Source organism: Paenibacillus sp. FSL K6-1566, assembly GCF_038050475.1.
Taxonomy (GTDB): domain Bacteria; phylum Bacillota; class Bacilli; order Paenibacillales; family Paenibacillaceae; genus Paenibacillus_AQ; species Paenibacillus_AQ lactis.
Genome location: NZ_JBBOSR010000001.1, coordinates 6,196,035 through 6,217,361 on the forward strand (window position 1 = coordinate 6,196,035; position 21,327 = coordinate 6,217,361).

At 56.6% G+C, this 21,327-nt stretch carries 17 protein-coding genes and 1 riboswitch; of the genes, 3 read left to right on the forward strand and 14 right to left on the reverse strand.

All coding sequences use genetic code 11. The features are described from left to right. Positions 1-125: 125 nt before the first annotated feature. From fumC to NST08_RS27825, 10 genes are all read right to left on the reverse strand, one after another. Complete coding sequence (fumC, locus tag NST08_RS27780; protein WP_210094040.1) at positions 126-1,514, reverse strand: class II fumarate hydratase; 1,389 nt, start codon at positions 1,512-1,514, stop codon at positions 126-128. A 210-nt stretch (positions 1,515-1,724) separates the two neighbouring features. Continuing rightward, complete coding sequence (locus NST08_RS27785; protein ID WP_341342538.1) at positions 1,725-2,750, reverse strand: DUF2332 domain-containing protein; 1,026 nt, start codon at positions 2,748-2,750, stop codon at positions 1,725-1,727. Between the two features lie 131 nt (positions 2,751-2,881). Further along, positions 2,882-4,822 (reverse strand): amino acid ABC transporter ATP-binding/permease protein, encoded by a 1,941-nt coding sequence (locus NST08_RS27790; RefSeq protein ID WP_341342539.1) that lies wholly within the window; start codon positions 4,820-4,822, stop codon positions 2,882-2,884. Continuing rightward, entirely contained in the window at positions 4,819-6,873 is a 2,055-nt protein-coding gene (locus tag NST08_RS27795) for an ABC transporter ATP-binding protein/permease (RefSeq protein ID WP_341342540.1), read from the reverse strand. Before NST08_RS27795 ends, NST08_RS27790 begins: the two co-directional genes overlap by 4 nt. Beyond that, the gene (gene cydB, locus NST08_RS27800) at positions 6,873-7,889 is read right to left on the reverse strand and encodes a cytochrome d ubiquinol oxidase subunit II (RefSeq protein ID WP_341342541.1); all 1,017 of its coding nucleotides are present in this window, start codon (positions 7,887-7,889) and stop codon (positions 6,873-6,875) included. The genes NST08_RS27795 and cydB overlap by 1 nt, the downstream gene beginning before the upstream one ends. Next, a complete protein-coding gene (locus NST08_RS27805; RefSeq protein ID WP_341342542.1) occupies positions 7,876-9,279 on the reverse strand; it encodes a cytochrome ubiquinol oxidase subunit I in 1,404 nt (467 codons plus the stop codon). The genes cydB and NST08_RS27805 overlap by 14 nt, the downstream gene beginning before the upstream one ends. Before the next feature lie 317 nt (positions 9,280-9,596). Further along, positions 9,597-11,402, reverse strand: coding sequence for an adenine deaminase (gene ade, locus NST08_RS27810; RefSeq protein ID WP_341342543.1), 1,806 nt, complete (start codon positions 11,400-11,402; stop codon positions 9,597-9,599). 349 nt (positions 11,403-11,751) lie between these two features. Continuing rightward, a riboswitch (purine riboswitch) is annotated at positions 11,752-11,853 on the reverse strand. A 161-nt stretch (positions 11,854-12,014) separates the two neighbouring features. Then, entirely contained in the window at positions 12,015-13,259 is a 1,245-nt protein-coding gene (locus NST08_RS27815) for an MFS transporter (protein ID WP_341342544.1), read from the reverse strand. 171 nt (positions 13,260-13,430) lie between these two features. Continuing rightward, complete coding sequence (locus tag NST08_RS27820) at positions 13,431-15,215, reverse strand: sensor histidine kinase (RefSeq protein WP_341342545.1); 1,785 nt, start codon at positions 15,213-15,215, stop codon at positions 13,431-13,433. Continuing rightward, entirely contained in the window at positions 15,212-15,931 is a 720-nt protein-coding gene (locus tag NST08_RS27825; protein ID WP_341342546.1) for a response regulator transcription factor, read from the reverse strand. The genes NST08_RS27820 and NST08_RS27825 overlap by 4 nt, the downstream gene beginning before the upstream one ends. A 141-nt stretch (positions 15,932-16,072) precedes the next feature. Between NST08_RS27825 and NST08_RS27830 the strand changes: the two genes are divergently transcribed. The 3 genes from NST08_RS27830 (at position 16,073) to NST08_RS27840 (ending at position 18,155) form a co-directional block, all read left to right on the forward strand. Further along, positions 16,073-17,290: a DUF418 domain-containing protein gene (locus NST08_RS27830; RefSeq protein ID WP_007128894.1), complete on the forward strand. Its 1,218-nt coding sequence runs from the start codon at positions 16,073-16,075 to the stop codon at positions 17,288-17,290. A 135-nt stretch (positions 17,291-17,425) separates the two neighbouring features. Continuing rightward, positions 17,426-17,731 carry an antibiotic biosynthesis monooxygenase gene (locus NST08_RS27835; protein ID WP_077568554.1) on the forward strand — a complete coding sequence of 102 codons (306 nt, stop codon included), beginning with the start codon at positions 17,426-17,428 and terminating at the stop codon, positions 17,729-17,731. A gap of 295 nt (positions 17,732-18,026) precedes the next feature. Beyond that, positions 18,027-18,155 (forward strand): DUF4023 family protein, encoded by a 129-nt coding sequence (locus NST08_RS27840; RefSeq protein WP_007128896.1) that lies wholly within the window; start codon positions 18,027-18,029, stop codon positions 18,153-18,155. Between the two features lie 82 nt (positions 18,156-18,237). Here NST08_RS27840 and NST08_RS27845 read toward each other — a convergent pair whose 3' ends face one another. The 4 genes from NST08_RS27845 to NST08_RS27860 form a co-directional block, all read right to left on the reverse strand. Then, a complete protein-coding gene (locus tag NST08_RS27845; RefSeq protein ID WP_007128897.1) occupies positions 18,238-18,585 on the reverse strand; it encodes a DUF1801 domain-containing protein in 348 nt (115 codons plus the stop codon). 171 nt (positions 18,586-18,756) lie between these two features. Then, complete coding sequence (locus NST08_RS27850) at positions 18,757-19,158, reverse strand: VOC family protein (RefSeq protein WP_007128898.1); 402 nt, start codon at positions 19,156-19,158, stop codon at positions 18,757-18,759. Between the two features lie 323 nt (positions 19,159-19,481). Continuing rightward, the gene (locus NST08_RS27855) at positions 19,482-20,735 is read right to left on the reverse strand and encodes an RNA polymerase sigma factor (protein ID WP_007128899.1); all 1,254 of its coding nucleotides are present in this window, start codon (positions 20,733-20,735) and stop codon (positions 19,482-19,484) included. 8 nt (positions 20,736-20,743) lie between these two features. Beyond that, positions 20,744-21,175, reverse strand: a complete 432-nt coding sequence (locus tag NST08_RS27860; RefSeq protein WP_007128900.1) for a YciI family protein — start codon at positions 21,173-21,175, stop codon at positions 20,744-20,746. Between the last annotated feature and the right edge of the window lie 152 nt (positions 21,176-21,327).

Sequence of the window (21,327 nt, forward strand, 5' to 3'; positions counted from 1 at the left end):
TTTTAAAAAAATTCCGCCCCATCCATCCGTCGAAGCTTTATTATAACAGCCGCTCCCCCGTTAGAGAAACAAAAACCCATCCACCTCGCGGGTGCATGGGTTGATTGGCCTTCACAGCATCCTGCTTATTCCTTCGGATGAATCATCTCTTCCGGCCGCACGATCCGGTCAAATTCCTCTGCCGTCAGCAGACCGCTCGCCAGCGCAGCTTCCCGAAGGGTCGTGCCCTCTTGATGCGCGCGTTTAGCGATCGCGGCCGCATTCTCGTATCCGATATGCGGATTGAGCGCCGTCACCAGCATCAGCGACCGCTCCATATTGCCGCGAATGACTTCGAGATTCGCTTCGATGCCGACCGCGCAGTTCCGGTCAAACGAATCCATCGCATTCGACAGCAGGCGTGCCGATTGCAGGAAGTTATAGATGATCACCGGCTTGAATACGTTCAGCTCGAAATTGCCCTGGCTTGCCGCGAACCCGATCGTTGCATCGTTCCCCATCACCTGGCATACCACCATCGTAAGCGCCTCGCTCTGGGTCGGATTTACTTTGCCCGGCATAATCGAGCTTCCCGGCTCGTTGGCCGGTATGGTCAGCTCCCCGATGCCGGAGCGGGGCCCGCTCGCCAGCCAGCGCACGTCATTGGCGATCTTCATCAGATCGGCAGCCAGCGCCTTGAGCGCTCCGTGCGCAAAGACCACTTCGTCATGGCTTGTCAGCGAGTGGAATTTATTGCTGGCAGAGGTGTAGCTTTTGCCGATCTGCAGGCTGATTTCCGCCGCGGTCATCTCGCCGAATTTCGGATGGGCGTTGATGCCCGTACCGACGGCCGTTCCGCCGATCGCCAGCTCCCGCAGCGGCTCGATCGAAGAAGCGACCATAAGCTCGCATTTCTCAAGCATACGGTGCCAGCCGCTGATTTCCTGCCCCAGCGTAAGCGGCGTGGCATCCTGAAGATGCGTGCGGCCGATTTTAATGAGATCCTTGTACTCCTCGCTCTTCTCTTTCAGCGTCTTCTTGAGCCGTTGAAGCGACGGCAGCACGCTGTCCTCCAAGGCGATAACGGCCGCCATATGCATCGCCGTCGGGAAGGTGTCGTTGGAGCTTTGGGATTTATTCACGTCATCGTTGGGGTGAATGCGCTGGTCGCTGCCTTTTTCCTGAAGCAGCTGGTTCCCCCGGTTCGCGATAACCTCGTTCACGTTCATATTGGACTGCGTGCCGCTGCCTGTCTGCCAAACGACAAGGGGAAAATGCTCATCATGCTTGCCTTCAATGATTTCATCGGCCGCGACGGTAATGGCCCAGACCTTATCTTCATTCAGCTTGCCGAGCTTGCCGTTAACAATCGCGGCGCTCTTCTTCAACACGGCGAACGCCCGGATAATCTCCTTCGGCATCGTTTCCGTGCCGATCCGGAAATTCTCGGAGCTGCGCTGCGTTTGGGCGGCCCAGAGCTTATCGGCAGGCACCTTCACCTCACCTAACGTATCCTTCTCAATACGGTACTCCATCTTGTCTTCCTCCTTTGGCATCCTTGATTTCAGCATTAAACGCTTTATATTCCATCTCCCCTATTATGGCACAGTCTGGCGCTGGAGAAAAATGCCGCGGCATGGAGAAGCGTAATGAGAGCACGGGTGAGGATTGCAGACGGCGGGGCGAAGAGAGATGAAGCACGAAGGAGGATTGCAAACGACGTGGAAAAAAGGCGGACTAGCGATTCATGCCAGCCATTCAAACCAGCGCCCATGACCGTCGGCTCTAAGGATGGTCTGTTCGCTCGATATGCCGCCGACAATAAAGTCGGCATGGAGATCGCCATCCCACATGTTGTTGTACACATGGACGATGTCGCGTTGTTTACTGATCGTGCTCAGATGATGGAGCAGCCGATGTTTGTTATCCTCGGGAATCTGGTTGGCTACATGCTTATGAAAGACGCATACGACGGCCTCTCCGGGAATGTCCCTCACAAGATCGGGCAGCAGCTCCGTCCCGTCCCCTTCTATGAACCGAATATCAGACCGGCTCTTAAGAAGAGCTGCGGCCTGCTCGAGCATCGATACCCGGCGGGGATTGCCCGGCCAAATGAGCGCCCGCAGCCATAATACATCCTCTGCGCTGTGCACATCGTTCACGTGAAGATCGATCCCCATCCGGTATACGACCGGGGGACTGGAAGAGAGCAGAAACGGGGACTTCCCGCCCTTGATCTCGGAATCGATGCGAACGACGGACTCCTTGTTGCCGTATACCTCCTGGCCACCGTAAGCATAGCTGTACTGATCCCACAGCAGTTGCAGTCCGGCGCTGCACCCCAGCTCCACAAGGGCAAGCGGCTTCCGAACCTTGGCATACACGGAGCAGAACACCGGAAAAAGATACGCGCAGCGCCGGACCTCGTTCGTCTGCACCCGCTTGCTTCGGAGGATCCCTATAATCTCCTCCCTATGCTCCAGCACAAATGTCCGGAAATGCGGATAGCTTGCCTCCATTTCCTTCAGCTGCTCCGCGAGCCCCGGGTAATAGGCGCTAAGCGCCGCCCCCTTCCCCTTTAGCAGCAAATATTGAACCGCTCCGAACAGCAGATTGGGCACTGGCTGTCCGGGCGATGCCTGCGCAGCTATCGACAAAACCTCCGCATCGCCGGCGATCTGCCGCGCCAAATGCGCGTACAAATCGCTGGCTCCCGGAAATTCCTTATCGGCAAAATGCTGAAATACCCTCACCAGCCGCTCCTGATCCATATGTCACTCTCCTAACAAAAAAGTTATAGACCGGTCTAAGACCATGTTACATCTTTCCAGCCGCGCTTTGGATTGCGATCTTTTATCGGTCCGATAAGAGAAACAATGGAATGGTTCAGGACCTATTCCGATTATGCGCCGGGGCGGTCCAGCCGATACAGCCCGCGATACCTTGGGTAGCGCTCCATCAGCTCGTCGTGCGTACCGCGCATGACGACTTTCCCTTGCTCCAAGAACAGGATCTCATCCATCTGCTCGACGCCGACGAGATGATGGGTCACCCAGATCAGCGTCCGGTCCTGAAGGCTGGAGAAAATGGTAGAAAGCAGCTCGCGCTCCGTTCTGGGATCCAGCCCGACCGTCGGTTCGTCAAGGATAACGACCGGACTCTTCTGCAGCAGAATGCGGGCAAGGGCCACTCGCTGGCGTTCTCCTCCTGAAAAACGCTGCCCTGCTTCCTGCATGCGGGTATGGAGGCCGTCCGGAAGGGAATCGACCAGCGTAGTTAGCTGGGCCATCGCAGCGGCCTGCCGGATATCCTCTTCCGTGGCATCCGGTCGTCCGAGCCGGATATTGTTTGCCAGCGTGGTGTCGAACAGATGAGGGCTCTGATTCAGGACGGAAATCACGGACGAGATATCGTCGCCAAAACGCGCTGCATCCGTGCCGCCGATCGTGACCGTGCCCGATGAGGGTGCCAAGACGCCCTGGATAAGCTGCAGCAGGGTCGATTTGCCGGCTCCTGAACGTCCGATGACCGCCACCTTGGCTCCGGCGGGAACGTCAAGGGAAATGTCCCGGAGCGCGTGTGTACCGTTGTCCAAACAGCCTGATGCTGTCGCGCCTGCCCAACGTGCCGAATGTGCTGCATCTGTCGCTTCTGGTTGATATGCCGCATCTGCCGGATCTGGTGAGTGTGCTGTTGTTGAATATGCTGCTTCAGCCGCATCTGGCGAAGGTGCTGCTGGTGAATGTGCTGAGTGTGCTGCATCAGTCCCATTTGCATCGTATTGAAACGAGACGGCCTCCAGCTTTATATGCGCGCCGCTTCGAATGACGGCATCCACTTCGCCCCGGCTCAATGACAGCTGCTCCGGGTATCCAGTGGTGGCGGAGCCCTCTCCATGCCCGATGGCCTTCAGTCTCTGAACCGATTGACCGTACAGCGGAATCCGCTCTACCGCCTCGGACACCGGCAGAAAAGCGTCCATCAGTGGAAACACCGCAAGCACCATCGCCGCGATCAGCGTAACGTCCAGTGAACCGCCCGCATACTCCTTGCCAGCTACATACACGACCGTGACGACCGTTACCGCAACGACCGTCTGCCCGATGAAGCCGCGCAGCCGCGCCCACCGCTTGAGCGCCCGGTCGGTCCGGTCCACCTCGGCTTCATCCTCCTCGTATCCCGTCAGAAACTGCTGCTGCCGGCCGCTGACGTACCATTCATGCATGCCAAGCACCGCATCGGTCAGCTTCTGGTACAGCCGGTTCCTTGCCTGCTTCATCTCCCGGTTCTTCCGCTTCGTCAGCAGCAGGGAAATGAGCGGCAGCACGAATACCAGAACGGCCACATACAAGGCCAGCAGAAGAGCAAATCCCGGATCGAATCGTCCAGCGGCCGCAATGACGCCGGCATATAGGACCAGCGCCACGAACGACGGAAATACCGTGCGGATGTAGACGTCCTGCAAATATTCAATGTCATCGGAGAGCACGCCGAGGAGATCGCCGGTCCGGTAGCGGGAAGTTAACCGGAGTGCCTGAGGCTCCAGAATCCGGTACAGCCTCAGCCGCATCCGGGACAGGATACGGAGAATCGTATCATGCCCCACAAGGCGCTCCGCATAATGCAGGACGGCGCGTCCGATCCCGAATGTACGGACACCTACCGTCGGCACGTACACCATCAGAATGTTCTCCGGTCGGAGCGCGGATTTGGAGATTAAATACCCTGACGTAAACATCAGCATGCACGCAAACAGAACGGTAAGCACGCCGAGCATGGCAATCAGCAGAAAGCGCCAGAAATTTGCCGTCACATAAGGCCGAAACCACGATTCCTGCTTCATCCGACTCCCTCCATCTGCGAAGTAATCAACCCGTAATACACGCCCTTCAATTGCATGAGCTCCTCATGCGTTCCCGTCTCTGCGACGCGCCCCCGGTGGAGCACGATGATAACATCCATATCCCGCATCCAGTGAAGCCTGTGCGTAGCAAGGAATACCCACTTGTCCCGGAATAGGGGCAGCATCGTCTCTTTCAGCTCATATTCCGTCTCGATGTCAAGATGGGCCGTCGGCTCATCCAGCAGCAGCACCTGCCGCCCGACGAGCAGCGCTCTCGCCAAGGCGACGCGCTGGGCCTGCCCGCCGCTTAAGGCTCGCCCTCCAGCTCCAATCATTTCATGAAGTCCATTCGGCAACACGCGCACAAGGTCAATCAGTCCCGCCGCCTCAACAGCGGCCCGTACGTCCGCATCGGAAGCATCCGGCGCATAGAACCGCACATTATCCTCAAGCGTACTGCTGAACAAATACGGATGCTGCGGCATATACGTCACCCCGCTTCGCCAAGCCTCACGGTTCCCGTCCTCCAGCTTCACGCCGTTCAGCTTGATCTCACCTGCGGTAGGAGCCGCAAAGCCGCCAAGCAGATCAATCAGCGAGGATTTGCCGGCTCCGCTCTCCCCCACGATCCCGATCCTGCCCTTGCCCGGAATCCGGAAGCTGACGTCCTCCAGAGAAGCCGGCCCGTGCTCTTCATGCCGCAGGCCGACACCGGACAGCTCCAGCATGCTGCAATCATCCCATCGAAATACAGCCGGCGTTCTTCCGCGGTTTGTCGAACTATCCTTAATTTTAAGTATCGGGGCCGAGAGAGGCGTTCCGACTTTACGTGCCGTATCCGTTGTCGCCGCATGCGGTGCATCGGCTGTCATCCCCATTGCGGTATTGATTGTCGCGGCGGTGGCCGCGTTGGTCGCTCGGGCGATGGCCGTGTCGGTTGTCATCGGCACCGTTCCTTCAGCATCGGCAGCTGCATCCGCTGTGTGTATCCAACCTGCACCGCCGACAGCCTCACCAACACCCGAATGGGCCACAGCGGCTTCGCCGAAGCCATCTGCGCCCGTATACCGAGCAGTCTCCGCCGCTTCCGGCTTGCCGGTCTCCTCGGCCCGCGATGCCCGAATGATCGACTGCATCGCTTCCCCCGCCTGCTTGCCGTCCAGCGTCGCATGGAAATCGGCGCCTACCATCCGCACCGGAAGGAAGTACTCCGGCGCGAGAATCAGAACCAGCAGCGCCGGCAGCAGCTCGATACTTCCGTTTATGAGCCGCAGACCAAGGTTGACCGCAACGGACGCAACGGACAGCATGGTGAAGAAGTCCAGCGCGAAGGAGGACAGAAAGGCCACGCGCAATGTGCGCATGGTCGCTTTCCGGTAATCTTCGCTGACCTGCCGAATGCTGCCGCTGTGCTTGCGGCTCTGGCCTAGAAATTTCAGCGTCATAAGCCCCCTGAGCGAGTCGACGAAATGATTGGACAGCATCCGGTAAGAATCCAGCTGCCGCTCAGTCTGCTTCCTTGCAGCGAGGCCGACAAGAATCAGGAAGGCAATCAGAATCGGCATGGTCACGAGCAAAATAATGCCCGAAATCCGGTCGGTCATGAATACGTACAGCCATACCAGCGCAGGAGTTATGCCCGCGCCCATCATCCGGGGGATGGTCAGCTCCGCATATTTGCGGAACTTGCCGATGCCCTCCAGCACAAGCGTAACCACATTGCCCGTTCCTTCCTTCCGGATCAGCGCCGGCCCTCTCCGGAAGAGCACGCCGAGCAGCTCCTTACGAAGGCTTGTGCCGGTCTGCTCCGCAAAGCGCTGCGCAATCCCTTGCTGGACGGCTCCGACCCCGTGCCGCATCAGAATAGCAAGCAGGAACAGGGCAATGGTTCCCCCCTGCTCCTGCAGCGAGGCTCCCGCGAACAGCGCGGAAACCGTCTGTGCAAGCCATTTGGCCTGCAGGAGGATGGCCATGCTCTGTGCCAGGGTACATACGGCGACCAGAAGAAACGTCGTCTTGGCGCCACGGTAGCCCAGCAGATCTTTTCCCATCAGTATTCCAAATGCTCCTTCTCATGTACCCGTTTGTGGAAAACGAAGTAACTCCAGATTTGATAACCCAAGACGAAAGGCAGCAGCGTGACGGCCACGATGGTCATCACCTTCAGCGAATACGGGCCGGAAGCCGCATTATAGATCGTCAGATCGAACGCCTGGCTGATAGAGCTGATCATGACCCGCGGGAACAATCCCGCGAACACGGAGGCTACCGTAAGAGCGATCACGGCACCGGTCATCCCGAACGCCCAGCCATCCCGCTTGAGGCTCATGAAATATCCGCCGAGCAGGAAGGCCAGCAGCGCCAGCCCCAGCAGAACGGCGATCAGGCCGCCCCGGCGCTCGAACACGTCCGTCATGAAATACGTCATGACGCCGAATGCCGCGAACAGTACCGCAACCGGAAGCAGCAGCTTCCGTGCCATGGAGCGTGCGCGCTCTTGCAAGTCCGAGGTCGTGCGAAGCGTCGTGAACATCAAGCCGTGCAGCAGGCACAGCAGCGTCATCGTCAGCCCGCCAACCACCGTATAGGCATTGACGATATCGAAGAAACCGGCGTGCATTTCCATTGCTTCGTTAATCGGCAGCCCCTGGATCAGGCAGGCAAATACGACGCCGAGCAGGAACGGAGGCAGCACGCTGCCTGTGAAAATGGCGCCGTCCCATACCTTTTTCCAGCGGGCATTCCCCACCTTCCCCCGGAACTCAAAGGCTACGCCGCGGCCGATCAAGGCCAGCAGGAGGAAGACAAGCGGAATGTAGAACCCGCTGAACAAGGTCGCGTACCAGTTCGGGAACGCCGCGAACATCGCGCCCCCTGCCGTTAGCAGCCATACCTCGTTCGCGTCCCAGAACGGGCCGATGGAATTGATGAGCACGCGGCGCTCCGTGTCGCTTTTGGCCAGAAGCTGCGTGGACATCCCAACGCCGAAATCAAAGCCCTCGAGAAAAAAGAACCCGATAAACAATACCGCAACCAGCACAAACCATACTTCATTAAGAGACAGCATTGTAGCCCTCCTTGTTAAACGGATCGCTTGCGTGGCGGTGGTCCGCCTCCTCCGCATACGGCCCTTTCTTAATCACCTTGACGAACAGATAGGCCATGACAGCCGCCAGCACCGCGTAAATCGCCGTAAACACGATCAGCGAGAACAGGATCGACCCGGCGCTGACATTCGGCGAAATGCTGTTCTCCGTTGTAATGAGCCCGAACACCGTCCACGGCTGGCGCCCGATCTCCGTCATAATCCAGCCCGAGCTGTTCGCTATGATCGGCAGGGAGATGCCAATCAGCATCATGCTCAGGAACCACTTCCCGGCCTGCTCGACCTTTTTGCGCAGCATCAGCCAAGCACCGTACAGACCAAGCAGAATCATGGCCGTTCCGGCCGCCACCATAATCCGGAAGCTCCAGAAGGTCGTGCGCACCGGAGGAATATAATCGCCCGGGCCGTATTCCTGCTCGTACTGGGACTGCAGCTCTTTCATCCCGATCACTTCGCCGCTAAATTTGCTGTAAGACAGGAAGCTGAGCAAATACGGGACTTTGAATTCCGCCGAGTTCTCCTGCTTATCCGGATCGATCGACGCAAAGACCGTCCACGGCGCCGGGTCATCGCTCGTTTCCCACAGGCCCTCCGCAGCAGCCATCTTCATCGGCTGAGTCTGCACGAGGTACTGCGCCTGCTGGTGGCCGAACACCGCAACCAGAATGGAGGTAATCAGGCCAACCACAATCGCGAGGTTGAACGATCTTTTGAAAAAGTCCAGGTCCTGCTTCTTCATCAGCTTATACGCGCTCACCCCGGCTACGAGGAAAGCGCCGGTAGCCAGCGCCCCGAAAATCGTATGCGGGAACTCCACCAGCAGCTGACCGTTCGTGATCAGCGCGAAAAAGTCGTTCATCTCCGCCCGACCGTTGTTGATCTCGAATCCGACCGGACGCTGCATGAACGAGTTGGCGGCCAGAATCCAGAACGCCGACATCAAGGTGCCGAAGGACACCAGCCAGATGCTCAGCAGATGGACCTTCTTCGAAAGCCGGTCCCAGCCGAAGATCCACAGGCCGATGAACGTCGATTCGAGGAAAAAGGCCAGCAGTGCCTCGATCGCCAGCGGCGCGCCAAACACGTCCCCGACGAACCGGGAATAATCGGACCAGTTCATACCGAACTGGAATTCCTGCAGAATCCCCGTCACTACGCCGACCGCAAAGTTAATGAGAAACAGCTTGCCCCAGAATTTGGCCATCCGTTTATACACGTCCTGGCCTTTGACAACGTACATCGTCTCCATGACGGCGATCAGAAACGCCAACCCGATGGAGATCGGTACGAAAATAAAGTGAAAAATAGTTGTCGATGCGAACTGTATTCGCGCCAGCATCACCGGATCCATAACATACCCCTTCCTTTAGCTCACGTCATCATTTTAACTTTGATTCTTTTAGTATTGTCGCAGACTGGAGCAGGCAGGATTGTGATTAACATCACAATATCGGAGTCGAAAACGGATAAAAAGTTATAAATTTGTGACAAAAATCACGAAGTCCCGAACTTAAAAGGGACAGGCCCGCCATCCCTGGTGAGCCTGCCCCTTGTATCCTATACCACGTGCCTCTCCCGGCGCGCGTCGTTCCTCATCACTGCTGCACGACCCTCGTCGTTATTGCTCGTACGATGCGGCATGCAGATCATTGCATTAGCTTGTACATTTTATTGAACCGGACCCACCTCAGTCTCGATCAGCTTAAACTCTATCACATCCGCAATCCCGCGGTTCGTGATGCGGATTTCCGGAATGACCGGGAGCGCGATGAGGGAGAAGGTCATGAACGGCGCGTTGATGAAGCAGCCAAGCTCCTTCCACGCATCCTCCAGCGCCGCCACCTCCTCGGCCACGATTTCCACCGGGCGGTCAGCCAGAAGGCCGGCAATCGGCATTGCCACCTTCGCCAGCACCTTCCCGTCCCGGACGACGATCATGCCTCCGCCGCAAGCCGCCAGCTCGTTGGCGGCAAATGCCATATCGTCCACATTCGTGCCCATCACCAGCAGGTTGTGGCTGTCATGGGCCACGGTCGAAGCGACCGCACCCGACTTCAGACCGAAGCCGCTCGCGAACCCTAGCGAGATTTGGCCGGTTCCGCGGTGACGCTCGATACAGGCAAGCTGCACGACGTCCTGCTCCAGGTCCGGCCGGATGATACCGCCCTCCACCGGGAGAACCGCCGTCATTTTAGCTGTACGGGCACTGTTCTCAATGACGCGCACGACATTGACTTCCGTTCGCGCTGCCGAACCCGATTTGCTGCGGAGCAGGAAATCTTCCGGGGTGAGGGCCCGGGCTAGACGCACCGATTGATAAGCCTTCTCCGGGTATTGGTAGGACGGAAACTCCACCACAAGGCGGCCGTTCTCCGCAACGACCTCGCCATCGGCAATGACGACCGATGGAACCATGCGCTTCAAATCGTCAATGAGCAGGATGTCCGCCGATTTTCCCGGGGAGATGCTGCCGAGGTCCAGCTCCATTCCGAAATAGCGAGCAACGTTGATCGTGCCCATTTGAATCGCGGTTACGGGGTCAACCCCTTCTTCCATCGCCCGCCGCACGATATGGTTCATATGGCCGAGCCGCACCAGCGTCTGCGGGTATACATCGTCGGTAATGAGCGACATGTTGTCCGTGCGCACCTTATCCTCGGTCACCACTTTGATGACCTCCTTGATGTCCTGCCATGCCGAACCCTCGCGGATCATCAGATGCATCCCGAGCCTAACCTTCTCCAGCGCCTGCTCCCGTGTCACCGTCTCGTGGTCGGAGCTAACCCCTGTAGCCAAATAAGCCTGAAGCATTCGGTCATCCTCAGCCGGAAAATGTCCGGTTACCGTCTTGCCCGCACGCAGCGTTGCTTCAATCTCTCCGAGCATCGTCGGATCGCCGTTCACGACGCCTGGGAAGTTCATTACTTCACCGAGGCCTGCCGTGCCGGGCCAGGTCAGCCCCTCTTCGATATCGGATACGCCAAGCTGGGCGCCGCCATCCTCCAGATCGAATGTTGCGGGGACGCAGGAAGGAATGGTCGTGAATACCTTCAGCGGCAGCTGCTGACCTTCCTCATGCATCCAGCGCACGCCTTCCATGCCGAACACGTTGGCAATCTCGTGCGGATCCATATAGATACCGGTCGTTCCGCTTACGATGGCCGCCTTGGCAAATTCGGTCACCGTCAGCATCGTGGATTCGACGTGCATATGGCCATCAAGCAGTCCCGGCGTAATATACCGCCCTTTGCCATCAATCACTTTCGTGCCCTCGCCGATGGTATGATCCGCATTGCCGATATAGGCAATGCGCCCGGCTGCAACCGCCACGTCCATATTCGCTTGAAGCTCGCCCGTAAATACGTTGACCAGCGTGCCGTTCTTGATCACCAGCTCGGCTGGCGACTGCCCCAAAGCAACCTGTCCCAGCTGCCGGCTGACCTCGTATCGTTTATGTCTTTTGCTTGAACTCATGATGATTGCACGCTCCCCTTTTTTGCTGATTGGATATCTACGCAGTGAGTCTGATGATGCCCTTCATCGCAAATTTTTCACGCATGGAGGGAGGGGCCCATGGTTTAGATCAATACGATCCCCCTGAGCTGCCGGAACGCAAAACAACCCGGACAGCGTACCTGCCCGGGATGCCTAAAGATTGAATTCATCAAGATGAGAAAGTCCCTTGCTTATCTGCTGCGCTCGCGTAATATTGCCGCTGATTCCGGATTAGACCTTGCGCCGGTCCCACTCGGACGAATACGTGAAACGCCACGCGTACCGGGGTACCGCCATGCCTCGCGATTCCCCTTCAAAGCTCGGGCTGTCCTATTCTCATCTTTTATGTAGTCAAGTCATTTACGGTAACCTGGTAGAGACGCCTGGGCCCTATTCCCCGGCATATACATCAAGATTTGCTGCTAAGACCTTTACCCTATTCAATTCTACTCATTTGTTGTTAGAATTATAATCCTCCTGTCCAAGAAGTCAAGTGACAGGAAGGAACCGGCCTCTTTAGGAAATACCAGGATGCCGCCATAATCATGGCCGCAAGCCAGAAGCCTATGTATCGAATGAAGCACCCCTGTATTACAGACTGACTTCGGCTGGAGCCCTTGATACCTTTTTGGCGTACAGCATCATCAGCGGAATGCTGACGGCAAACGCCCCCGCAACAAGCAGGAACGGAATGCGCGGATCGATGCCATAAGCCCAGCCTCCGATCACGCCGGAAGGCGTAATCACGATCAGGATAAGCACCTGGAGCAGCGCGAATATTTTGGCCCGGTTATCGTCATCAATGGCATTCGCAACCGCCGTTTCAAGATACGGATAGGTCATCATCGTTCCAACCGCCGCCATAATCGTGCTTACGCTGAGCACGACAAGGTCGCCCTCCGGGGCGATGACGAGAACGACGTTCGCAAGCACCGAAATGATGAATCCCCAGACCATCGTCCGGTTCACTTTGGACTCACTGATCCGCGGCATGATCCATCTCATGAACATCAGCATGATGATGGAGGAGAATGCCGGAAAGACGGAAATCAACCCGCTGCCGAGATGCAAATATTCCACCATAAAAATAGACACATAGGTCGTCTTTACGGTCATCTGAAAGTTAAACAGAATATAAACGCCGAAGATGATCAGCAGGAGCGGGCTTTTCAGCATGCCCTTCATGACGGATATATAGTCGACCATGCCTTCGCGCAGGCTCATGGACTTTGTCTCCTTCATCTTGCGGTAGCCGATCTCCGTCTCCCGGGTCGCATAATGCCTGCCGATGAATTGAATCGTCATGAGGATACAGGCCAGCACGAACATGATCCGCACTCCAGGCACCAACGAGAAGTGATACACCAGCAATCCCCCGAGTGGGGCGAACAAGCCCCCTACTACGCTGATCAGCTGCAGCAGCGTAAACACATACGTCCGCTCCTTAGGGGCCGTGTCTTCAACAAGCAGGCAATAGAACGCCGTATGGGGCACTTTTTGAAAACCGTTGATTACAGCCGCGATGACAAAGAACCAGAAGTTTTGCGAGACGGCCCATAGCAGCGTAGCAATGCTCCAGCTGAGCACGTCGAAATAGAGCAGCGCACGCTTGCGGCCCATCCGGTCCGTAAGATAGCCGCTAAGAAACGAGGAAAGCACTTGGACGAGCAGGCCGATCGAGGTGATCCAGCCGATTCCCGTCTCGGTTACGCCAAGCTGGTACATAAAGATGGAGCTGTACGTCGCAAACATGCTGTAGGGAATCAGGAACAGCGGTTCATAGACGAGACAGCCCCTGGCATTACCGGTTAATTGCCGAAAAGAAGTTGAGCCCATGGATGTCCTCCGGTCGATAGATAGTAGGCAAATGAAATCATTTCCAGGCTATTATAGCGCACCAAGGATCGTAGCGGGTGGATTTTTTTGCAGCTATCCGGCCGAGATCGGCAATCCCGCATTCAGGCGTGCAACCCTAGTTATAGAGCCGATTCCTGCCGGCATCCGCTCTCACTTTCCCCTCGAGTCCTTGCCGGTATCGGGCTCATCCCCGTCTCCCTGCCCAGCCTCGGGCAGCAGTACGGTAATGGTCGTGCCCCGACCCAGCTCGGACCAGATGCCTACCTTGCCTGCATGAGCCTCCACGATGGCCTTCGCAATGCTCATCCCGAGACCCGAGCCGTCCACGCTCTCCTCCGTGTTCGTTCCGCGGTAATACCTCTCGAACAGGTTAGCCTTCGTCTCCTCGTCCATGCCGTTGCCCTGATCCGCGACGATGATTGCGGCACCGCCAGGCCGGCTTTCGACCCGAACCTCGATCTTGACCCCTTCCGGATTATGCTTGACCGCATTGATAATCAGGTTATCCATGAGGCGCTGCAGCCACTTCGCATTACCGTTCACGAGCAGCGGCATTTCCCCGCCGATATAGGTAAAGGTCGCTTCATTCAACGTGGCATCGTTCACGTATTTCAGTACACAGCGGCGGACCAGCTCATTCAGATCGAGCGGGATAAGCTCCTGCGGGCGGATCGTGCTCTTGAGGCGGAACACGAGCGAGAAATCGTCGATCAGTTCCAGCATATAATCCCCTTTTTCCCGGATGACGGTGCCCATCTCCCGCAGCTCCTCCGCACTCCAATCATTCGGAGCGCTTTCCAGCATGTAACCGTAACCCTGAATGGAGGAGAGCGGAGTGCGCAGATCATGCGATATCCCCGACATCCATTCCTCCCGGTTCCGTTCCAGACGTTCGCGTTCCCGTTCGGCCTCTGCCAGCTGCTCGGCCATCCGGTAAAAGGAATGGATCACTTCCTTGTACAGCTTATATCGCATGCGAAGCTTGCCATTCTTGCGGAAGACCCGTTTGCGGTCTTTCGGCGTCAGCACTTCTTCATACGCTCCGCTGCCCATCCGCTCGAACCAGCCGGTAAAGAGCAGTAACGGGCGACTGTAACGATAGCCGTGCCAGATCGCAATGGCGAGCGAGAGAAGCAGCACGCTCATCATGGCCCACAGGGCGACGCGTATCAGCTCGTTCATCATCGGCCGTTTCCCCAGCGCTTCATCCTGCGGGGTATGGTAGATCCAGGTGTTGCCGCTGTTCTTGTCCCGAAATACGGCAATATGCGTCGAATAGGTACCCGGCTGCTCCTGCATGGCGATGATCTCCAACGGGTGGTACTCCGACTTATCTCCGGCGCCTTCCCCGAGCGACTGCACGATACGGCCTTCCCCGTCAATGATATGGAGGTAGCCGCCTGCGCCGCCAAGCTTCCCTTGCAGCTCCCTTTCGAATTCAGGGTCGACAAGCCCGTCCTTCTCATAAGCGGCCACCCAGTCCAGGAGCTGGTCCGATCCGGCATCGACCCGACCTGCCAGGAACAGCAGCGGTTCTTTATAGAACAGGTCCATCTGCCAGTCCATCGTATATTTGCCGAGCCTCCGTTCTTCCTTTATGGCGAGCAGGGTGCTGACGGAGTACTCGCTTGGAACATCCGAAGGGGTATTCGTGGCATGAATGACGTTCCCTTCCATATCGACGACCTGAAGCCACATGCCGCTCTCCTGCAGCAGCACCTTCCAATGCTCCTCCAGCTGAACGCTCCCCTTCTCCGCAACGGTTTCCCCTACGATGCTGTCCAGCACCCCTGCCGGGAAGTTCCGCTTGATCTCCTCGTTGCTGATATGACTAATAAGGAAAAACATCAGCACGATGATAAAACAGAACATGAATGCCGAGAATGCAATCAATTGATAGGTAAAATGAAAGGCAAGCCTTCTTCGCAGTCTCATCGGCCGCTCTCCTTGACGAGCTTATAGCCGAGTCCCCGAACCGTAAGCAGATACTGCGGGTTGCTCGGATCCTCCTCGATCCGCTCCCGGATGCGCCGGATATGCACCATCACGGTATTGTCCTCGCCCATGCCGTCAATGCCCCATACCGCTTCGTACAGCTGGGATTTGGAGAAGACGACGCCGGGATGCTTGCAGAAATACAGCAGCAGCTGGAACACCTGCGCCGGACACGGCACCGGTTCCCCAAGAACCGTCAGCTCGCCGGCAGCCTCATCCACTCTAAACCGGCCGAAATCCCAGGAGCTTCGAATAACGGCCGGACCGGCCGCCGCATTCGTTCCGATGCCGCCGCGCCGCAGCCGCGCTTTGATCCGGGCCGCAATCTCCAGCGGATTAAACGGCTTGGTCACATAATCGTCCCCGCCCATGGCAAAGCCGGTGAGCACGTCAAGATCCGAAGCCTTGGCTGTCAGAAACAGGATGTGCGGACTTCCGTAGGCACGCAGCTGAGGACACAGATCAAAGCCCGTGCCGTCGGGCAGCATGACGTCCAGCAGCACGAAGTCCGCGCCATGTGCGGCGATTTCCCGAAGGGCCTCCTTGCAGCTGGCGGCCGTGTATATCCGGTTGAAGCCTTCTTTACGCAGCACCATCTGGAGCATTTTCACGATCGAAGGCTCATCATCTACTATTAAAATTCGTGTATTGTCCATAATTCTCACCCGTACATTATGCTAGCACAGCAACCTTAACAGGAGTTAAACAAATGCCGGAGGCGTTAAGAAAAAGTTAGGTTGCCGTTTCCTTTATATTCAAGTGCAATGGCTATACTTATGGCTAAGAGGTGATGATGTGTGAGTACACATAAACGTTCAACGGTCGTCGACGCGATTCGCGGGTTAAGCCTGGCGGGCATTCTGATGGCCAATATGCTCATTTTTCAATACGGCATGTTCGGAAAGGATGAGCTGCATTTCTTCCAGCCCTCCGCGCTGGATACGATCAGCCACAATATCCTGAAGGTATTCGTGGAAGGCAGCTTCATGCCGATCTTTACCTTCCTGTTCGGCTACAGCATGGTGATGATGAGGGAGAGCCTTACAGCCAAAGGCCTGAAATACGGACGCAGCTTCTCCCGCCGCTCTGTGCTGCTGATCGGGCTCGGCCTGCTGCACTCGACCTTTATTTGGGAAGGCGACATTCTATTGTTCTATGGGGGAATCGGCTTCTTTCTGCTCCTGTTCGTGAAACGCAAGGCGAAGACGCTGCTGATCTGGGGAATTATTCTGCTGGCCCTCATGACGGCCCTTGGATACGGCTCCATGGAACCGACTCCGGAAGACGCCTCCCGAATGGAAGCCTATGTGACCAAATCAATCGAGGTCTACGGCAGCGGCAGCTTTGGTGAAATCATGGATTTTCGGTCAAACGAGGAGATGCCGCTCAATCTGCCGGATTGGCTGATGCTCCTTGTGGTCCTGATCGCTCCGCTTATGAGCGCCCCGATGTTCCTGTTCGGTATGGCGGCGGCCAAACGGCGACGCTTCCTCCATCCGTCCATGGAAATCCGGCTGTATATCCGGTGGGCGCTGCTCATTCCCGTCGGCCTTGCGCTGAAGACCGCCGGCGTAATGCTGGGCACGACGCATGAATGGAACGGCATCTTCATGATGCTTGGCGGCCCGCTGCTGGCTCTAGGGTATATTTACTTGTTTGCTTCGTTATACGCCTTCTCATCAAGGCAATCGGTCGTGATCCGGGCATTCGAGGCGGTGGGCCGCATGTCGCTGACCAACTATTTGACGCAGAGCGTCGTCTGCGTGCTCATCTTCTACGGATTCGGACTCGGCTTGTTCGGCAAGCTCGGCGTGCTGCAAGGGGCGCTTTTGGCGATCGGCATCTATGCGGTGCTGGCAGCAGGCAGTCTGCTGTGGCTGAAGCGATTCCGCAGCGGTCCCGTGGAGAGACTGCTCCGGATGGGCACCTATTGGTCCTGGAGCGGCCGGCCCAAGACCAAGGCCGCTCCGGCTCCGGCCATCGATACGCCGGGCGAGGGGCCGGCGGCAACGTAAGCATCAGGGGTACAAGAGGCAGCCCGCTCGGCCCGCCTCACCTGCACCGGCTCCCCCAAGATGAAATCGGTCCGTCCGTTCCTGTATAATGGACATACGTTAGAGGAACAGGATGAATGAAAAGGAGGATGCGGCATGCTGGTTGTGACCAACTCGATTAAAGTGAAGCCCGGCCACGGCAAGGAGATCGCACAGCGATTCGCTGAGGCCAAAGGGGTTCAGGAAATTGAAGGATTCGTGCGGATGGAGGTATGGCATGAAGCCAAGGAAGGCGCTGAGGCGGAGGAACTGAAGGTATCTACCGTTTGGGAGGATGAGGAAGCATTCAAACGCTGGACGTCCAGCGAATCGTTCCGCCAATCCCACGGTCAGGGCCGTAACGAGAATATATTAGGCGCTTCCCTGAATAAATACGAGCTGCTGATTAGCCATACCAAGTAAGGCAGCGAAAAACGGAAGGCACGTAAAATTGGTTTAAAAGATAAAGGCCTCGGCGCACGTCTCCAAGAATGTGCGCCGGGCGACAGATTGTGCGAAACACAATTAGATCCAGCTGCAGGCATATCGGGGAAGCTCTCCCTTTGCCTGTCAGCTGGATTCTTATTTTTATAGGGACTGTTACCCCAGCCAGTTCCCGCCGCCATCAAAATCACCAAATACAATGACGTCCGAATGGTTATATTAAGCAGGACACGCTTGTTATCTCATATTTTGATGCAAAGGAGCCGAATCATTAATGGAAAGCACCCATGATTTCGTAGAAAAAATGAATGAGAATGCGGAGAAAGCCCGCCGCAACAAAAACAACGGCAAAGGGACGCCTAGCGACAAACTCCCGACGAAGCAGCACGGGACAAAAAAATGAAGCCGGCCTCGTCCGCGATCCCGTCAAGATCGCGGATGAACCGTCTCCACCGATACCGTCCCGCCTGCACACCGGTTTCTTACTATAAGCTCGCGGAAGCCTGCTTCAGCAGGGCAGAAAGCGCCTGCTCATCCACATCCTGTCCTTGGGCAATTTTCATCGTTTTCCGCTCCGGCGGTCCATCAAATGTATCCTCCGGCCATGCCAATCCCTCCGCGTTAAAAATCGTAAAGCTCACCGCGCTCTTGGCAACGCTGATCACGGCCGCGTATTTTCCGTTTTTCAAGAAATGCGGCTTTTTGTACTGCATCCGTTCCTGAACCTCCGGGATCGCGTTGTGGACAAGCTCCCTGAGATTCGTACTCAACTCGATCTTCCAGGCATCGCCTAATGCTTCGATGTAATCGGACACTTCTTGGTTTTGGTTCATTTTTTACAGCTCCCTCTATGTCACTGGATAATGGGCTCACGCTGCAGTAATGCTGCGAAGGCATGTATCCTAAGCACATGCGATCATGTCAAAACGCCAAACACGCTACCGACAAGCTTTATGCTCACTCACTAGGTATGACCGGTATCTTGGAGATCCACGTTCTTATGCCTAGCCCTGCTTCACCAGCTGCCACGTCATGCCGAACCGGTCCACGAGCTCGCCGTAATAGAAATTCCCCCATGGCTGAAGGGCAAACGGATATTTCTCCACGCCTCCGGCGCTCAGGTTACGGTAAGCGGTGCGTGCAGCCTCCTCGTCATCAAACGATAGCGACAGTCCCATATTAGCGCTCAGTTCCGCATCTTGAAAGGCATCCGACATGATTAACGTATTCCCTCCCGCCAGTGTCATCGATAGATGCATCACTTTATCCTTGCTCGATTCCGGCGTGCCCGGAGCGTCCCCGAAGGTAGACAACGCATGGATTTCTCCTCCGACCGCTTCGATATAGAACGCGGCTTGTGCTCTCGCGTCACCGGAAATAATAAATGGAATCAATTGTGCTTGCATATTCTTCATCCTCTTTTCATTTGTTTTTTAATAAGATGTTAGGCAAGTACGTAAAGTGTTCCTACGATCGCTGTTGCTCCCAAATTTCTTAATCTGATGAATTCATATTAGGGTAGAAATTCGGTCGCAAAGGCGACCACTAAGCTTATGCTTCCGATGTAGCTTTCATTTAGAAAGCTTTAGACTTCTTCGGAATCACTTTACTCCCTTGCTAATATCTCATTTTTTTGTTCATCTTATATAAGTGACGAACGGCCATCGCCCAAATCGACATCCACTCGAAATTTTTTCGAAAAATTTTTTGTATGGGAGAGAGCCCACCGTTATTCGCCGCTTGACGCGCATTCCGCGGCACGGCTAAGCAATAATTGCTTCTCCCGCTGGTTATCGGTCAGCGAAGCGGCTCGCTTGAATTCTTGGCATGCCTCATCCAGCCGACCCAGCTTGAACAGCAAATCTCCTCTGACGCTTGGCAGAAGATGGTATCCTTTCAGAGACGGCTCGGCTTGTAAAATGTCCACGATCTCAAGCCCGATCTCCGGCCCGAACGCCATGGAAAGCGCGACCGCCCGGTTCAATTCCACAATCGGGGAAGGGGAGACCTGAGCGAGCGCCTCATACAAGGCCGAAATCCGGATCCAGTCGGTATCCTCGGCCTTCGGCGCACCCGCATGGCAGGCGGAGATCGCGGCCTGGATCGCATACGGACCGGTCATGCCGCCCAGCTGCTCCACCCGCTCCAGCGCGGCAAAACCGCGCCGGATCAGCAGGTAGTCCCATAGTCCCCGGTTCTGATCCATGAGCAGAACCGGCTCGCCGCGTTGATCCACCCGGGCCTTGAAGCGGGAAGCCTGAAATTCCATTAACGCCACCAAGCCGTGGACCTCCGGCTCCGCGGGCGCAATCTCGGCCAGAATCCGTCCGATGCGAAGCGCCTCCTGGCACAGGAGCGGCCTTATCCACTGGCTGCCCGATGTCGCGGCATATCCTTCGTTGAACATTAGATAAATGACCTCAAGCACCGACGAAAGCCGCGGTTTAAGCTCCGGACCTTGCGGAATTTCGAACGCCACCCGGGTCGCGGACAGCGTCCGCTTGGCACGGACGATCCGCTGCGCGACGGTTGCCTCGGAAGTCAGGTAGGCATGGGCGATCTCGGCCGTCGTGAGCCCGCCAAGAAGGCGCAGGGTCAGGGCGACCCGCGCCTCCGGCGAGAGGACCGGGTGGCAGGTCATGAAGATCAGCCGCAGCAGATCATCCCCCACCTCGCCGGGTTCCGGCACATCCGGCTCGGAATCGGCCCACGGCTCCTGCTCCCGGCCAATCAGCTCATACTTCCGATCGCGCAGCTTGTTTCGACGAAGCATGTCCAGCGCTTTACGCTTGGCCACGGTCATCAGCCAGCCGCCCGGATTCTCCGGCATTCCCGTCTCCGGCCACCGTTCCAGTGCGGTCACGAGCGCGTCCTGCGCCAGGTCCTCCGCCAGTCCGATATCGCGCACCATTCGAGTCAAATGGGCAATAATCCGGGAGGACTCAATTCTCCAGATTGCGTCTATCGTACGATGTGTGTCCATGGATCCCTCTATCGCTTCTGCCGCTCGATATGCTCACGCATCTCATATTGCTGGGCCTGGGATTCGGGATCCTCCGTCAATTCAGTCGGCTCGAACACCTGCCGAAGCTCGATCTGCCCCGCGCCATACCCGTGAGGGTCCGGCATGCGCATCGCCCACTCGATCGCCTCTTCCCGCGATTTCACTTCGATCAACGTATAGCCGGCGATCAGTTCCTTGGCCTCGGTGAAGGGCCCGTCCGTCACCTTCGGTTTCCCTCCTGGCTCCGGATACGAAATCCGGATCGCGCCTGAGCTTGGATGCAGTCCGTCCGCTGCGAGCAGCACGCCGGCCCGGGCCAGCTCCATGTTGTACCTCATCATGGCGTCAAGCTGCTCCTTGCTCGGCAGCACACCCGCCTCGGAATCCTCGGTTGCTTTTACAATCATCATAAATCTCATGGGAAGTTCCCTCCTGTTATCAAATAGGACCTCGAAATCGGGCCTTTACTAGTTCAACGAACAACCGACTAGGGAATCGACATGGCAAAAACATTTTTTAGAGAAAAAAATCAACTATCAACCATTTCGTGAGTAAACGGAGGATTCCTTTT

What these genes read in the sequence shown, in the direction of transcription:
- NST08_RS27860 (WP_007128900.1), bottom strand. Translation starts at nt 21,175, where the DNA reads ATGAGATTTATGATGATTGTAAAAGCAACCGAGGATTCCGAGGCGGGT.
- NST08_RS27785 (WP_341342538.1), bottom strand. Translation starts at nt 2,750, where the DNA reads ATGGATCAGGAGCGGCTGGTGAGGGTATTTCAGCATTTTGCCGATAAG.
- NST08_RS27825 (WP_341342546.1), bottom strand. Translation starts at nt 15,931, where the DNA reads ATGGACAATACACGAATTTTAATAGTAGATGATGAGCCTTCGATCGTG.
- NST08_RS27795 (WP_341342540.1), bottom strand. Translation starts at nt 6,873, where the DNA reads ATGGGAAAAGATCTGCTGGGCTACCGTGGCGCCAAGACGACGTTTCTT.
- NST08_RS27835 (WP_077568554.1), top strand. Translation starts at nt 17,426, where the DNA reads ATGCTGGTTGTGACCAACTCGATTAAAGTGAAGCCCGGCCACGGCAAG.
- NST08_RS27815 (WP_341342544.1), bottom strand. Translation starts at nt 13,259, where the DNA reads ATGGGCTCAACTTCTTTTCGGCAATTAACCGGTAATGCCAGGGGCTGT.
- ade (WP_341342543.1), bottom strand. Translation starts at nt 11,402, where the DNA reads ATGAGTTCAAGCAAAAGACATAAACGATACGAGGTCAGCCGGCAGCTG.
- cydB (WP_341342541.1), bottom strand. Translation starts at nt 7,889, where the DNA reads ATGCTGTCTCTTAATGAAGTATGGTTTGTGCTGGTTGCGGTATTGTTT.
- NST08_RS27820 (WP_341342545.1), bottom strand. Translation starts at nt 15,215, where the DNA reads ATGAGACTGCGAAGAAGGCTTGCCTTTCATTTTACCTATCAATTGATT.
- fumC (WP_210094040.1), bottom strand. Translation starts at nt 1,514, where the DNA reads ATGGAGTACCGTATTGAGAAGGATACGTTAGGTGAGGTGAAGGTGCCT.
- NST08_RS27790 (WP_341342539.1), bottom strand. Translation starts at nt 4,822, where the DNA reads ATGAAGCAGGAATCGTGGTTTCGGCCTTATGTGACGGCAAATTTCTGG.
- NST08_RS27805 (WP_341342542.1), bottom strand. Translation starts at nt 9,279, where the DNA reads ATGGATCCGGTGATGCTGGCGCGAATACAGTTCGCATCGACAACTATT.
- NST08_RS27850 (WP_007128898.1), bottom strand. Translation starts at nt 19,158, where the DNA reads ATGCAAGCACAATTGATTCCATTTATTATTTCCGGTGACGCGAGAGCA.
- NST08_RS27855 (WP_007128899.1), bottom strand. Translation starts at nt 20,735, where the DNA reads ATGGACACACATCGTACGATAGACGCAATCTGGAGAATTGAGTCCTCC.
- NST08_RS27840 (WP_007128896.1), top strand. Translation starts at nt 18,027, where the DNA reads ATGGAAAGCACCCATGATTTCGTAGAAAAAATGAATGAGAATGCGGAG.
- NST08_RS27845 (WP_007128897.1), bottom strand. Translation starts at nt 18,585, where the DNA reads ATGAACCAAAACCAAGAAGTGTCCGATTACATCGAAGCATTAGGCGAT.